The 14,628-nt window shown below is 74.3% G+C and carries 12 protein-coding genes; 2 read left to right on the forward strand and 10 right to left on the reverse strand.

The genetic code is table 11. From position 1 onward, the window contains the following. Window position 1: 1 nt before the first annotated feature. The 9 genes from pafA to HKK73_RS10360 form a co-directional block, all read right to left on the reverse strand. A complete protein-coding gene (gene pafA / locus HKK73_RS10320) occupies window positions 2–1,363 on the reverse strand; it encodes a Pup--protein ligase (RefSeq protein ID WP_021479769.1) in 1,362 nt (453 codons plus the stop codon). A gap of 6 nt (window positions 1,364–1,369) precedes the next feature. Beyond that, window positions 1,370–2,146 (reverse strand): proteasome subunit alpha, encoded by a 777-nt coding sequence (gene prcA / locus HKK73_RS10325; RefSeq protein WP_171467938.1) that lies wholly within the window; start codon window positions 2,144–2,146, stop codon window positions 1,370–1,372. Next, on the reverse strand, window positions 2,143–3,066 hold the full coding sequence (prcB, locus tag HKK73_RS10330) for a proteasome subunit beta (RefSeq protein ID WP_171467939.1): 924 nt from the start codon (window positions 3,064–3,066) through the stop codon (window positions 2,143–2,145). The genes prcA and prcB overlap by 4 nt, the downstream gene beginning before the upstream one ends. A gap of 19 nt (window positions 3,067–3,085) precedes the next feature. Then, entirely contained in the window at window positions 3,086–3,286 is a 201-nt protein-coding gene (locus HKK73_RS10335) for a ubiquitin-like protein Pup (RefSeq protein WP_021479766.1), read from the reverse strand. A gap of 150 nt (window positions 3,287–3,436) precedes the next feature. Continuing rightward, window positions 3,437–5,074 (reverse strand): depupylase/deamidase Dop, encoded by a 1,638-nt coding sequence (gene dop / locus HKK73_RS10340; RefSeq protein WP_171468739.1) that lies wholly within the window; start codon window positions 5,072–5,074, stop codon window positions 3,437–3,439. 86 nt (window positions 5,075–5,160) lie between these two features. After that, window positions 5,161–6,819 (reverse strand): proteasome ATPase, encoded by a 1,659-nt coding sequence (gene arc / locus HKK73_RS10345; protein WP_171467940.1) that lies wholly within the window; start codon window positions 6,817–6,819, stop codon window positions 5,161–5,163. Window positions 6,820–6,999: 180 nt separating this feature from the next. Then, entirely contained in the window at window positions 7,000–8,142 is a 1,143-nt protein-coding gene (locus HKK73_RS10350) for a tRNA (adenine-N1)-methyltransferase (RefSeq protein ID WP_081599748.1), read from the reverse strand. Between the two features lie 71 nt (window positions 8,143–8,213). Further along, window positions 8,214–9,392: a site-2 protease family protein gene (locus HKK73_RS10355; RefSeq protein ID WP_253705614.1), complete on the reverse strand. Its 1,179-nt coding sequence runs from the start codon at window positions 9,390–9,392 to the stop codon at window positions 8,214–8,216. A gap of 74 nt (window positions 9,393–9,466) precedes the next feature. Then, on the reverse strand, window positions 9,467–10,213 hold the full coding sequence (locus tag HKK73_RS10360) for an HAD family phosphatase (RefSeq protein WP_256380349.1): 747 nt from the start codon (window positions 10,211–10,213) through the stop codon (window positions 9,467–9,469). A 217-nt stretch (window positions 10,214–10,430) separates the two neighbouring features. On the opposite strand from HKK73_RS10360, the gene HKK73_RS10365 reads away from it, so the two are divergent. Both HKK73_RS10365 and HKK73_RS10370 read left to right on the forward strand, forming a co-directional pair. Beyond that, window positions 10,431–12,353, forward strand: a complete 1,923-nt coding sequence (locus HKK73_RS10365; RefSeq protein ID WP_171467942.1) for an alpha/beta hydrolase domain-containing protein — start codon at window positions 10,431–10,433, stop codon at window positions 12,351–12,353. Window positions 12,354–12,416: 63 nt separating this feature from the next. Next, on the forward strand, window positions 12,417–13,283 hold the full coding sequence (locus tag HKK73_RS10370; RefSeq protein ID WP_021482086.1) for a PAC2 family protein: 867 nt from the start codon (window positions 12,417–12,419) through the stop codon (window positions 13,281–13,283). A 46-nt stretch (window positions 13,284–13,329) separates the two neighbouring features. On the opposite strand, the gene mshC is transcribed toward HKK73_RS10370, so the two are convergent. Continuing rightward, a complete protein-coding gene (gene mshC / locus HKK73_RS10375; RefSeq protein ID WP_171467943.1) occupies window positions 13,330–14,604 on the reverse strand; it encodes a cysteine--1-D-myo-inosityl 2-amino-2-deoxy-alpha-D-glucopyranoside ligase in 1,275 nt (424 codons plus the stop codon). Window positions 14,605–14,628: the final 24 nt, after the last annotated feature.

Consider the following 14,628-nt stretch of genomic DNA (forward strand, 5'->3'; position numbering starts at 1 on the left):
ATCACATCGACTCGATGAGGCGCTCCACGCGCTCGTCGACGTTCCGGAACGGGTCCTTGCACAGCACGGTGCGCTGCGCCTGGTCGTTGAGCTTGAGGTGCACCCAGTCCACCGTGTAGTCGCGGCGGGCCTCCTGCGCGGCGCGCACGAAGTCGCCGCGCAGCTTGGCGCGCGTGGTCTGCGGCGGCACGGCCGTCGACTCGAACACCTCGAGGTCGGTGGTGACGCGCTCGACCATGCCGCGCGCCGCGAGCAGGTTGTACAGCCCCTCGGTGCGCGAGATGTCGTGGTAGGCGAGGTCGAGGCGCGCGATCCGCGGGTCGTCGAGCTCGAGACCGTGCTTCGCCTGGTAACGCTGGATCAGGCGGTACTTGATGACCCAGTCCAGCTCGCGGTCGACGAGCGAGAGGTCGCCCGTCTCGAGGGCGCGCAGCCCGCGCTCCCACAGGTCGAGCACCTGCTTGACGACGGGCGTCGGCGCGACGTCCTGCTCGACGAACTCGCGCACGCGCTGGAGGTACTCGCCCTGGAGGTCGATCGCGGTGACCGTCCGGCCGCTCGCGAGCTGGACGGGCTGCTTGCCCGTCATGTCGTGGCTGATCTCGCGGATCGACCGGATGGGGTTCTCGAGCGCCAGGTCCCGCATGGGGACCCCCGCCTCGACCATGCGCAGGATGAGGTCGGTCGAGCCGACCTTGAGCATGGTCGTCGTCTCCGCCATCGAGGAGTCGCCGACGATGACGTGCAGGCGCCGATAGCTCTCGGCGTCGGCGTGCGGCTCGTCGCGCGTGTTGATGATCGGGCGCGACCTGGTCGTCGCGCTCGACACCGCCTCCCAGATGTGGTCGGCGCGCTGGGACAGGCAGTACACGGCGCCGCGCGGCGTCGCGAGGACCTTGCCGGCGCCCGTGAGCACCTGGCGCGTGATGAGGAACGGCACGAGGACGTCCGAGAGGCGCGCGAAGTCGCCCTGGCGTCGCACGAGGTAGTTCTCGTGGCAGCCGTACGAGTTGCCCGCCGAGTCGGTGTTGTTCTTGAACAGGTGGATCCGGCCGGGCAGTCCCTCGTGCTCGAGCCGCTGCTGCGCGTCCGCCACGAGGCCCTCGAGGATCCGCTCGCCGCCACGGTCGTACGCGACGAGCTGACGGACGTCGTCGCACTCCGCCGTCGCGTACTCGGGGTGCGAGCCGACGTCCAGGTACAGCCGCGAGCCGTTGCGCAGGAACACGTTCGACGACCGGCCCCAGGCGACCACCTTGCGGAACAGGTACCGCGCGACCTCGTCCGCCGAGAGCCCGCGCCCGTCGTCGGACGCGCACGTCACGCCGTACTCGGTCTCCAGCCCGAAGATCCTGCGGTCCATGCGGCGCTACCCCTCGTCCGTCGGGCCGGCGCCCGTCGTGTCGTCGGGCGCGCCCTCGGCGGTCCCGTCGGTGGTGGACGCCGCGTCGTCGTCCGCGAGGAGGCCCTCGAGGACGGAGCCCGTGAGACGGCGGAACGCGCGCCGGGGCCGGGTGCGGTCCAGGACGGCCACCTCGAGCTGCGCGGCCGGGATGGTGCGGGCGTCGTCCCCCTCGCCGCCGGACGCGAGCGCGTGCACCGCCAGGCGCAGCACCTCGGCGAGCCCGAGACCGGGCCGCCACGCGTCCTGGAGCACGCGACCGAGCTGGTCGGCCTGGCCGCCCATGACGACCACGCCCTGCTCGTCGGCGACGGAGCCGTCGTAGGAGATGCGGTAGAGCTGGTCCTGCTCCGCCGTGCGACCGACCTCCGCGACGACGAGCTCGACCTCGAGCGGCTTCGACTCCGTGGTGAACACCGTGCCGAGCGTCTGGGCGTACGCGTTCGCGAGACCGCGCGCGTTGACGTCCGTGCGGTCGTAGGAGTAGCCGCGCAGGTCCGCGTACCGCACCCCGGCGACGCGCAGGTTCTCGAACTCGTTGTACTTGCCCACCGCGGCGAACGCGATGCGGTCGTAGATCTCCGAGATCTTGTGCAGCGCGCGCGACGGGTTCTCCGTCGCGAACGCGATGCCGTCCTCGTAGGCGAGGACCACGACCGACCGGCCGCGCGCGATGCCCTTGCGCGCGAAGTCCGCCCGGTCCTTCATCAGCTGCTCGGGCGAGACGTAGAAAGGCATGTTCACGCGTCGTCACCTCCGGTCGGGCCGTCCTGCGGGCGGTCGTGCGGGACGGCCTCGGCGTTCGTCACCGGGGGACGGCCACGCTCCACGCCCGCCCCGGAGCGCTCCGCCACGATCTGCTCGACGACCGCCGCGAGCTCGTCGTCCGGCACGCGCTCGTAGCCGTCGGCCGTGACGACCGCGACCACCGGCCAGATGCGGCGGACCGGGTCCGGGCCGCCGGTGGCCGAGTCGTCGTCCGCCGCGTCGTAGAGCGCCTCGACCGCGACGCGCACGGAGGCCGTCCGGTCGAGACCGGTGCGCCACAGCTTCTTCAGGGAGCCGCGCGCGAAGACCGAGCCCGACCCCACCGAGTGGTACGCCCGCTCCTCGTACCGCCCGCCCGTGACGTCGTACGAGAAGATCCGGCCGGCACCGCGGTCGAGGTCGAACCCGGCGAAGAGCGGCACGACCGCGAGGCCCTGCATGGCGAGGCCGAGGTTCTGCCGGATCATCGTCGACAGGCGGTTCGCCTTGCCGTCGAGCGAGAGCAGCGCGCCCTCGATCTTCTCGTAGTGCTCGAGCTCGAGCTGGAACAGGCGCACGAGCTCGACGGCGATCCCCGCCGTCCCGGCGATGCCCACGGCCGAGTACTCGTCGGCCGGGAAGACCTTCTCGATCTCCCGGTTCGCGATCATCGAGCCCATCGTCGCCCGGCGGTCCCCCGCCATCACGACGCCCGCGCCCACGCCCTCGGCGCCGAACGTCAGCGCCACGATCGTCGTGGCGTGCGGAGCGTCGGGCACCGTGCCGGACGCCGCGTGCCCGGCCGCGCGGTGCGACGGCAGCAGGTCGGGGGCGTGCCCGGAGAGGAAGTCCAGGAAGGACGACGACCCGGGGGTCGTGAACGCGTCGGGCAGGCGCCCGGGCTGGTCCGTGCTCATCGGGTTGCCGTCACCCTTCCTACTCGCCGCCCTTCTGCACGAAGCCCCGGACGAAGGACTCCGCGTTCGTCTCCAGGACCTCGTCGATCTCCTCGAGGAGCGCGTCCACCTCGGCGTCGCGCGACTGCGCCTGCGGCGCGACCGGGGTCGCCGGGGCCTCGGGCTCGTCGTCGGGACGCCGGTCCTCGTGCGACGCGTGCGTGCGTTCGGTACCCGCCATGGCTGCCTCCTCGTCCGTCGGCCGGCCTCGCGCCGACGCTCTGTCCGTTCCAACCCCGTCCGGGCTCGCGCCCTTCCCGGCCCTGCTCGCACGCGGCGCCCCTCCCACGGAGGGCGGGCGCCGTCGTGCGTCCAGCCTAGTCGCCGCCGGTCACGACGGGCCTGCCAGACCCGCCAGCAGCGCGGCGGCGTCCGGGCTCGCGTCGAGCAGCGCCCCGATGTGGGCGCGCGTCCCGCGCAGCGGGTCCATCATCGGGACGCGCTGGAGCGACGGCGCGCCCGGCACGTCGAAGATCACCGAGTCCCAGCTCGCCGCGGAGACCTCGTCGCCGTAGCGCGCCATGACCTCGCCGCGGAAGAACGCGCGCGTGTCCTCGGGCGCGTGGTGCACCGCCGCGCCGACCTCGCGCTCGGTGACCACGCGGTCCACGGCGTCGGCGGCGAGGAGGCGGTGGTAGATGCCGCGCTCGGGCCGCACGTCGGACCACTGGAGGTCCATCGCCGCGAGGCGCGAGTGGCCCCAGTCGAGGCCGTCGCGCTCGCGCAGGCGGTCGAGGAGCCGGAGCTTCGCGACCCACTCGACGTCGCGCCCGCACGCGTCGCGGTCGGTCGCCAGGCGGTCGAGCACCGAGCGCCACCGCGCGAGCACGTCGCGCGTCGGGGCGTCGACCCCGTCCGGTCCCGCGAGGCGCTCCGCCGCGTCGGCGGCGACCTCCAGGTACTCGCGCTGGACCTCGAGCGCCGTCAGCTCGCGCCCGTCGGCGAGGGCGAGGCGACGCGTCAGCTCGAGGTCACGGCTCACGCGCTGGACGTCCGCGACCGGGTCCGCGAGGCGCAGCTCGGCCAGGCGGGCGCGCACGTCCGGGCCGAGCTTCTCCAGGTGCTCGACGACGAAGAGCACGAGCGACGTCGTGCCCGTCTTGAGGTAGGTCGCGGTCTCGAACATGTTCGCGTCGCCGATGATGAGGTGCAGCCGGCGCCAGCGCTGCCGGTCCGCGTGCGGCTCGTCGCGCGTGTTGACGATGGGGCGGCGCAGCGTCGTCTCCAGCCCGACCTCCGCCTCGACGTAGTCGGCGCGCTGGGAGATCTGGAACCCGTGCTCCTCCCCCGCCGGGCCGAGCCCCACGCGCCCCGAGCCGGCGAACACCTGCCGGGTCACGAGGAACGGCGTGAGCATCTCCACGAGGACGCCGAACGGCACCTCGCGGTCGACGAGGAAGTTCTCGTGGGTGCCGTAGCTCGCGCCCTTGCCGTCGACGTTGTTCTTGTAGAGCACGACGCCGCCGCCCGGCACCTGGGCCAGCTCGCGCGACGCGGCGAGCATGACCCGCTCCCCCGCGACGTCCCAGCACACGACGTCGTGCGGCACCGTGACCTCGGGCGAGGAGTACTCGGGGTGCGCGTGGTCGACGTAGAGCCGGGCGCCGTTGGTGAGGATGACGTTCGCCGCGCTCGGGTCGTCGTACTCCTCCGTCGTCGGCCGCGCGACCTCCTGGAGGGAGGCCCCGGCGGCGCCGCCCTCCGCCGTCCGGTCGACCGGCCCCGACGGCGCGGGGCGCGACGGGTCGTCCGTGAGGAGGGACGGGTGCGCCGACGCGCGCGGCACGTGGAACCCCCGCGCGTCCTGCAGCGGGTCCTCGTCGTCGTAGTCCCAGCGCGCCCGGCCCCGGGCGCCGTCGCTGCGCGCGGCGAGCGCCCGGTACGTGGTGACGACCTGGCTCGACATGAGCATCGGGTTCGCCATCGGCTTCCCCGGCTGCAGGACGCCGTACTCCGTCTCGATCCCCATGACCCGTCGTACGCTCACGCGCTCACCCTATGTCCGCCCTCCGACGCCGCGCCGCGCCGTCCACGGGGCGGCGCGACCGCGCCCCGCTACAGGTACTGGCCGGTGTTGGTGACCGTGTCGATGGTGCGCGGCGAGCCGCCCTCGCCCTTCTTCTGGACGATCGTGCGGATGAAGACGATGCGCTCGCCCTTCTTCCCGCTGATGCGCGCCCAGTCGTCGGGGTTGGTGGTGTTCGGCAGGTCCTCGTTCTCCTTGAACTCGTCGACGCACGCGGCGAGCAGGTGGTCGACGCGGATGCCGCGCTGTCCCGTGGCGAGGAGGTCCTTGATCGCCGACTTCTTCGCCCGGTCCACGACGTTCTGGATCATCGCGCCCGAGTTGAAGTCCTTGAAGTACAGGATCTCCTTGTCGCCGCTGGCGTAGGTGACCTCGAGGAACTGGTTCTCCTCCTCCTCGGAGTACATGCGCTCCACGACCGAGCGGATCATCGCGTCGAGGGCCTCGCGCTGGTTGCCGCCGTGCTCGGCGAGGTCGGCCGCGTGGATCGGCAGGTCCTCCGTGAGGTACTTGGCGAAGATCTCCTTGGCGCCCTCGGCGTCGGGCCGCTCGATCTTGATCTTCACGTCGAGGCGCCCGGGCCGCAGGATGGCAGGGTCGATCATGTCCTCGCGGTTCGACGCCCCGATGACGATGACGTTGTCCAGCCGCTCGACGCCGTCGATCTCGGCGAGGAGCTGGGGCACGATCGTCGTCTCGACGTCCGACGACAGGCCCGTCCCGCGGGTGCGGAACAGCGACTCCATCTCGTCGAAGAACACGACGACGGGCGTCCCCTGCGACGCCTTCTCCCGAGCGCGGGCGAAGATCAGCCGGATGTGCCGCTCGGTCTCGCCCACGTACTTGTTGAGCAGCTCGGGGCCCTTGACGTTAAGGAAGTAGCTGCGCGCCGCGCCCGAGCCGTCCTCCACCTGCTCGCCGCGCGCCCGCGCCACGGTGTGCGCGAGCGAGTTGGCGACGGCCTTGGCGATGAGCGTCTTGCCGCACCCGGGCGGCCCGTACAGCAGGACGCCCTTAGGCGGGTGCAGACCGTGCTCGCGGAAAAGGTCGGGGTGCGTGAACGGCAGCTCGACGGCGTCGCGGATCTGCTCGATCTGGGGCCCGAGACCGCCGATGTCCTCGTACTCGATGTCCGGCACCTCTTCGAGGACGAGCTCCTCGACCTCGGACTTCGGGATGACCTCGAACACGAAGCCGCTGCGCGTGTCGATGGTGAGCGAGTCGCCGACGCGGAGCGTCGTGCGCGCCACCGACCCGGCGAGCCGCACGACCCGCTCCTCGTCGGCCCGGCCGACGACGAGCACGCGGTCGGCGTCGAGGATCTCCTTGACCGTGACGATCTCGCCCGTGCGCTCGTAGCCGCCCGCGGCGACGACGGTCATCGCCTCGTTGAGCTTGACCTCCTGCCCCGGGCGCAGGCGCTGGACGTCGAGGGTGGGGCTCGCGCCGACGTGCATCTTGCGCCCGGCGGCGGACACGTCGACCGACCCGTCCGGGTGCGCGGCGAGGAACACCGCGTACGTCCCCGGGGGCTTGGCGAGGTCGTCGATCTGCCGCTTGAGGTCGAGGATCTGGTCCCGGGCCGCGCGCAGCGCCTCGGCGAGCCTCTCGTTCTTCGCGGACAGCAGCGCGAGCTCGCGCGCGCCGTCCTGCGGGGCCTGGTCGCTACGGCCGAATGTCTCGCTCATCGGGTGTCCCTCTCGCCGCCGGCTCGCCCGACCACGGGTGGACGGCGGACGACGGGCCTCGCGAGGCGCCCGTGCCGACCATCGTCCGGCGGTCGGGTGTAGACCTTAGGCACAAGTCTCGCCCGTGCACACGGACGACACCCAGGGTGAGACGGCGGCGCCCCGATCGTTACCGGACCGTCACGCGCCCGACACGTCGGGCGCCCCGTCGGCGTCTTCCGCGCCCTTCTGCACGCCGTGCTCCGCGCCCGGACCGGTCGTCTGCTCGGGGCCCTGGCCGACGTCGCGCCGCACGCGCCGGATCTTCTTCTCGGAGACCGGGCGCTCGCCCAGCTCCTCGGGCGACCACTGCTCGGCGTCGGTCGGGTACGCGCCCTTGGCCGGGCGGCGCTTGCGCTCGGGCGGCGCGACGCCGTCCGCGAGGCGCCGTGCGGTGAGCAGGAACCCGGTGTGCCCGATCATGCGGTGCTGCGGCCGCACCGCGAGACCCTCCAGGTGCCAGCCCCGCACCATCGACTCCCACGCGACGGGCTCCGCGTAGCGGCCGTCGGCCCGCAGGTCCTCCGCGAGGCGTGAGAGCTGGGTCGTCGTGGCGACGTAGCACACGAGGACGCCGCCGGGCACGAGCGCGCGCGCGACGACGTCGAGGTTCTCCCAGGGCGCGAGCATGTCGAGCACGACGCGGTCGACCGTGCCGTCCTCGGCGACGGTCGGGAGCACGTCGGCGAGGTCGCCCACGGAGAGCGTCCAGGCCGGGTGCTCGCCACCGAAGAACGTCTCGACGTTGCCGCGCGCGATCGCGGCGAAGTCCTCGCGCCGCTCGATCGAGTGGAGCTCGCCCGCGTCGCCGACGGCGCGCAGCAGCGACATCGTCAGCGCGCCCGACCCGACGCCCGCCTCGACGACGCGCGCGCCCGGGAAGATGTCCGCCATCGCGACGATCTGGCCGGCGTCCTTCGGGTAGACGACCGCCGCGCCGCGGGGCATCGAGAGCACATAGTCCGCGAGGAGCGGGCGCATCGCGAGGTACTCGATCTCGGCGGTGTTGCGCACGACGCTGCCCTCGGGGCGGCCGATGAGGTCGTCGTGCCGCAGGTAGCCCTTGTGCGTGTGGAACGTCGCGCCCGGCGCGAGCGTGATGGTGTGCAGGCGACCGCGCGGGTCCGTGAGCTGGACCTTGTCCCCCACGCGGAGCGGGCCGCGGCGCTCGTCCGCGCCCGTCGCACCGGGGCGGTCGGACGCGCCGTGCGCGGGGGCGGCTGCGCCGTCCCCACCGGGCTGCGGGGTCGGGTGGCCGGGCGTGGTGGCGGGCTCGGAGGTCACGGGCGACCATCCTACGGGCCGCCCGCCCCACGCCCGACGCCGGTCGGTCGTGCGCGCGGACGACGCGCCGGTCACCGCCCGCGCCGGGCGTCCCGCAGCGCCGCGACGACCCGGGCGACCTCGAGCGCGCCGACGACGCGGCCGCCGTCGGTCACGACGACGACCGCCGCGTCCCGCCCGACGCGCGAGAGCTCGGCGAGCATGTCCTGCCCCGCGCTGTGGGCGTCGATCGTCGCGGCCCCGGGCAGGGGCACGGCGACCGCGCCGACCGGGGTCGTCTCGGCGGCGTCGGGCGGCACGGCCGCGGCCGCGGCGGGGTCCACGTACCCGAGGGGCCTGCCTGCGCCGTCCACCAGGACGGCCACCACGTGCGGACCGCCCGCGAGCGCCACCGAGCGCCCGACCGCGCCGACCGTCGCCGTGGACGGCACGGCGACCGCGGGGCGCGCGAGGCTGCGGACGGTGAGCCCGGACACCGCCTCGCGGGTGCGCCCGACGGTGATGGCCTGCCCCGCGCCGCTCCACAGGAACGCCCCGATGAGCGCCGCCCAGGCGACGGTCCACAGGTCCGGCCGTCCGCCGTAGGTCAGCGGCCACACGAGCGCCCACGCGACGACCCCGACGGCGACCGCGCGCCCGACCCAGCCGGCCGCGACCGTGCCCTTCGTCCGCGACCCGGTCGCGGCCCACACGGCGGACTCGAGGATCTGGCCGCCGTCGAGCGGGAGGCCGGGCAGGAGGTTGAAGAACCCGACGAACGCGTTGGAGAACGCGGCCGCGTACAGCAGGAGGGCGGGCACGGAGAAGGTCGGCTGCGCCTGGAACGTCACCCAGAACACGACCGCGAGCGCCAGGTTGGTCAGCGGGCCGACGACCGAGATGAGGAAGCCGTCGAGCGGGCGCGCCGACGTGCCGGAGTACGCCGTGTGGCCGCCCCACAGCGTCACCGCAAGCTCGGTCACGTGCTGGCCCCGGGCGCGCGCGACGAGCGCGTGCGCGACCTCGTGCAGGAAGACGGACGCGAACAGCAGCAGCACGAACGCGAACGACACGAGGTAGATCTCGGGGCCGAGGTGCGGGGCGAGCCGCTGCACCGTCGGCGCGAAGAGGACCGTGAGGATCGCCGCGGCGAGGAACCAGGACGGCGTGAGGATCACCGGTGCGCCGACGACGCGGCCGATCACCCAGCCCTTCGTGCGCGGGCCTGCCGGTGCGGGCGTGCGGGGTGCTCGAGGTTGGGGTCCGTCCACCCTGAGAGCCTATGCGCTCGGCGGGTCCGTCCCGACGGCCCGCGCACCGTCGGGCAGGCCGTCCGGGCGGCGCCTCAGGCCGCGTCGTCCTCCATGAGGTCGACGACGTCGCCCGCGACGAGACGCGACAGGAGCGCGACGTCGACGAGCTCGAGCGACGGCGTGCGGCTCAGGCCCGGCGCCGGGAGCACCGGGACCACGGCCTCGACACCCAGCGTCGCGGCCCCCGCGGCGCGGGCCGAGGCGATCCCCGCGGGCGAGTCCTCGATCGCGACGCAGCGCGTGACGTCGACGCCGAGGCGCTGCGCGGCGAGGAGGTAGGGCTCCGGGTCGGGCTTGCCGCGCTCGACCTCGTCGCCGCAGACCAGCACCTGGAACGCGTCCGGCGGCGCCATCTCGGCGACGGGCTGGGCGAGCTCGCGGTAGGACATCGTGACGAGCGCGCACGGCACGCCCGCCTCGCGCAGCGCCGTGAGGAGCTCGCGCGCGCCGGGCTGCCACGGCACCTCGACGCGCACCTGCTCGATCACGCGCCCGATGAGGAACGCGACGATCTCGTCCACCGGCAGGTCGACGCCGCCGCGCTCGCGCAGGATGCGCGCCGACTCGCGCAGCGGGTTCCCGACGAGCGACATCGCGTCCTCGTGCGTCCACGTGCCGCCGTGCGCGCCGACGAGCTCGTGCTCCGCCGCGATCCAGTAGGGCTCGGTGTCGACGAGCGTCCCGTCCATGTCCCACAGGACCGCCTCGGGCAACGCGGGGGCGTCGGGACGCTCGGCAGAGCGCTGACCTGCGGACGTGCTGTCAGGACGAGAAGGCAAAGCGGTCTCCATCAACGGTCGTACGACGAACCCCTGCACCCTCGACCCTAACCGGACGCCACCGCCGCGGGCGCGCCGCCGTTTCTGGGCGTGCGGTCGCGCGCGACGGCTTCTGGCGATCCTGCTCCCGAACTCGCGCGCCGGTCGACAGAAGCGTGCGGCTTCCCTAGGCTGCTGAGCGCCCGCCACCGCCGTCGGGCCCGACGAAGGAGTCGCCATGTCCGCACCCCCCGTCCGCCGCCCGCTCGCGCTCGCCCTCGCCGGGGTGCTCGTGCTCGCCGGGACCACGCTCCCCGCGAACGCCGCCGTCCCCGATCCCGTGGTGACCGGCCCCGTGCCCACGACGACGGCGCCCGGCGACCCTGCCCACGGGTATCCCTTCCTCGCGACGGACTACGACCTGGCCGCGCGCGGCTACGTCGAGGAGGAGTTCTTCGTCGAGGGCGAGGCGACCCGCTACCAGGCGGACGGCGTGACGGACGCGACGGTCCTCAGCACCGGTCACGCGTTCCGCACGCGCGTCGTGGTGCGCCGGCCCGTCGACCCCGCGACGTTCAACGGCACGGTGATCGCCGAGTGGTACAACGTCTCGAACCAGTGGGACCAGGAGGTCGACTGGTTCCAGACGCACGAGCACCTGGTGCGCGAGGGCTACGCGTGGGTCGGGGTGTCGGCGCAGCGGGCGGGCGTGCACTCCCCCACCGGCCTGCGGGCCTGGAGCCCCGAGCGCTACGGCACGCTCGACCTCACCGACGGCGGCGCCGTGACCGACGACACCCTCTCGTGGGACGTCTTCAGCCAGGCCGTGGCCGCGGTGCGCGACCCCGCGGGCACGGCGCCGCTCGGTCCGCTCGAGGCGGAGCGCGTCGTCGCGACCGGGCACTCGCAGTCGGCGGGGCGGCTGTGGTCGTACGTGAACTCGGTGGACCCGCTCGCGGGGGTCGTCGACGCCGTCGTGCTGCACGGCGGGGGCGGGCTGCTGCGCGACGACCTCGTGACGCCGGTGTTCAAGGTCAACAGCGAGACCGACGTCGCGATCGACCTCCTCGGGGCGGCGCAGCGCCAGCCCGACACCGACGTGCGGCGCACGTGGGAGGTCGCGGGCGCGTCGCACGGCGACTGGAAGCTCATCACCGACTACGGTCGGCTGCGGATCCGCGACGTCGGCTCCGCGCCCGGCGGCTACCCCGGGACGCCGCAGACGTGCGAGGAGCCGTCCGGCTCCCGCGTGCCCCAGCACCTGGTCCAGGCGTCGGTGTACGACCACGTGGCCGCGTGGGTCGCGGACGGGACGACCCCGCCGTCGGCAGCCCCCATCACGCTGTCCGACCAGGCGCCGCGCCAGGTGGTGCGCGACGAGCGCGGCCTGGGCCTGGGCGGCGTCCGGCTCGCGCAGCAGGACGTCCCGACGCGGATCAACTCCGGCGCCAACGCCGGGCCCGGGTTCTGCTTCCTCGACGGCGGCTCGCGCCCGGTGGACGACGCCACGCTCGCGGCCTGGTACCCGGACGCCGAGGACTACCGCGACGCCGTCGTCGCGTCGACCCGTGCCGCGGTGGAGGCGGGCTTCGTGGGAGCCGACGTCGCGGCCGACCCCTCCTGGTACACCGACGTCGTCGACCTCGTCGACGAGCGCGTCGCCGCGGGCACGGTCGAGCCGGAGGCCGGGGCGCGGGTCCAGGACCGGATGCGGCGCGCGCTCGAGGCCGCGGACCGGCGTGACTGGGACGCGGCGCAGACCCTGGTCCAGGAGGCGCTCGCTCTCGGCTCCACGGCGATCGAGGACGCCGGCGCGTCGGCGAGCGTCGTGCGGTCGACCACCGCCGTGCTCGGCGTCCTCGCGCTGTCCGCCGCCCTCGACGGCCCCGACGTCTCCGCGACCGCCGTCCCGCGGTGCCTGGCCGGGCGGGCGTACGTCGCGGTCCGCGCGACGAACGACGGCGCGGTGCCCGCGGACGTCACGCTGAGCACGCCGTTCGGCGAGCGCACCGTGGCGGGCGTCGCGCCCGGCGCGTCCGCGTACCAGTCGTTCTCGGCGCGCTCGGACACGCTCGACGCGGGCAGCGCGCGGGTGACGGCCACGGGAGACGGGCGGTCGTCGTCGGCCGACGTCGCCTACCCGGCGCTCGACTGCGGCTGAGGCGGCTACGCCGGCCGCGAACCCGCCCCGACGCCGTCGGGCCCGGCCGCATAGGCTGGGGTGATGACCGAGAACGCGACCGAGGGCACCCGCCAGACCGTGATGATCGCGGCGTTCGAGGGCTGGAACGACGCCGGGAGCGCCGCCACGGCCGCCCTCCAGCACCTGCACGAGGTGTGGGGCGCCGAGGACGTCGACGAGCTGGACCCTGAGGAGTACCACGACTTCCAGGTGAACCGCCCGGTCGTCACGACCGACGACGACGGCCGCCGCGAGATCACGTGGCCCACGACGACGATCGCGTCGGCGGTCCTCTCGCCGACGGGTCGCCGCGTGGTGCTCGTGCACGGCATCGAGCCGTCCATGCGCTGGCGCCGGTACTGCCGCGAGCTGCTCGACGTCGCGGAGGAGCACGGCGTGCGCACGGTCGTCACGCTCGGCGCGCTGCTCGCGGACGTGCCGCACACGCGGCCGATCCCCATGACGGCGACGTCGGAGAGCGTGGGCCTGCAGGCCGTGCTCGACGTCGAGCCGAGCACGTACGAGGGACCGACGGGCATCGTCGGCGTCCTCCAGCACGCCGCGGCCGAGCGCGGGATGCAGTCGGTGTCGCTCTGGGCGGCCGTGCCGCACTACGTGGCGCACCCGCCGTCGCCCAAGGCGACGCTCGCGATCCTCGCGCGCATCGAGGAGCTGCTGTCCGAGCCGATCCCGCTGGGCGACCTGCCCGAGGACGCCGAGGCGTGGCAGCACGGCGTCGACGAGCTCGCCGCGGAGGACGCGGAGATCGCGGAGTACGTCCAGCAGCTCGAGGAGGCGAAGGACACGGCCGAGCTCCCCGAGGCGAGCGGCGAGGCCATCGCGCGCGAGTTCGAGCGCTACCTGCGCCGCCGCGACCGCGGCAACCCGGGCAAGGGCCCGACCGTCTGACGCACGGCCCGCGTCGCGGGCGGCGGTGTCAGCGCGGGGCTGCTCGTCAGAGCCGGACGCCCAGCAGGGCGTTCACCGCGCGCGCGACGACGCCCGGGGCGCCCTCCTCGTCGTGCGACGTGTCACGACCGGGGCGCAGCGACTCCGCGGCCCAGGCGTCCACGGCGGCGAGGGCCGTTGGGGCGTCGAGGTCGTCGGCGAGCGCGGCGCGCACGGCCGCGAGCGTCGCGGTCGCGTCCGGGCCACCGTTGCCGGACACGGCGTCGCGCCACGTCTCGAGACGTCGCACCCCCGCGGGCAGGTCGTCGTCGGTCCACTCCCACTCGCCGCGGTAGTGGTGCGCGAGCAGCGCGAGGCGGATCGCCATCGGGTCGACGCCCGTGGCCCGCAGGTTCGACACGAGCACGAGGTTGCCGCGCGACTTGCTCATCTTCTCGCCCTCGTACGCGACGAGTCCGGCGTGCACGTGCGCGCGGGGCGCACCGCCGCCCGCGAGCATGCGGTCGTGCGAGGACGACATCTCGTGGTGGGGGAACAGCAGGTCCGCTCCCCCGCCCTGCACGTCGAACGGCAGGCCGAGCCCGTCGCGCGAGATGACCGCGCACTCCACGTGCCAGCCGGGGCGGCCGGTGCCGAGCGCGCCGCCGTCCCACGCGGGCTCGCCCGGGCGCTCGCGGCGCCACAGCAGCGGGTCGAGCGCGTCCTTCTTGCCCTCGCGGTCGGGGTCGCCGCCGCGCTCGGCGAAGAGGTGCTCCATGACGTCGCGCGCGAGGCGTGAGACCGAGCCGAACGCGCGGTCGGCCGAGAGGTCGGCGTAGACGTCGCCCAGCCCGGGGTCCGTGCCCCCGGCGCCGGGCTCGACCGGGACGCGGTACGCGAGACCCGCGTCGAGGAGCTGGGTCACCGCGTCCACGACGGCGGGGATCGTCTCCACCGCACCCTCGTAGACGTGGGGCGGGACGACGCCGAGCGCCGTCATGTCCTCGGCGAACAGCGCGGTCTGCTCGACGGCGAGCGCGCGCCAGTCGACGCCGGTCGCGGCGGCACGCTCCAGCAGCGGGTCGTCGACGTCGGTGACGTTCGACGCGTAGCGCACGCGGTGCCCGGCGTCCGTCCACGCGCGCACGAGCAGGTCGAACGCGACGTAGGTGGCCGCGTGGCCGATGTGCGTCGCGTCGTAGGGCGTGATGCCGCACACGTACAGCGTGGCGTCCTCGCCCGCGGCGGCGACGACGAGCTCACGGGTCGACGAGTCGTGCACCCGGACCGGGAGGCCTCGTCCGGGGAGCTCGGGGATCTGCGGGGCGGGCCAGCTGTGCACGCGTCAACCTTAGCCGCCGGGGCG

Origin of the sequence: Cellulosimicrobium sp. 72-3 (assembly GCF_013127315.1) — a bacterium.
GTDB classification, from domain to species: Bacteria; Actinomycetota; Actinomycetes; order Actinomycetales; family Cellulomonadaceae; genus Cellulosimicrobium; species Cellulosimicrobium funkei.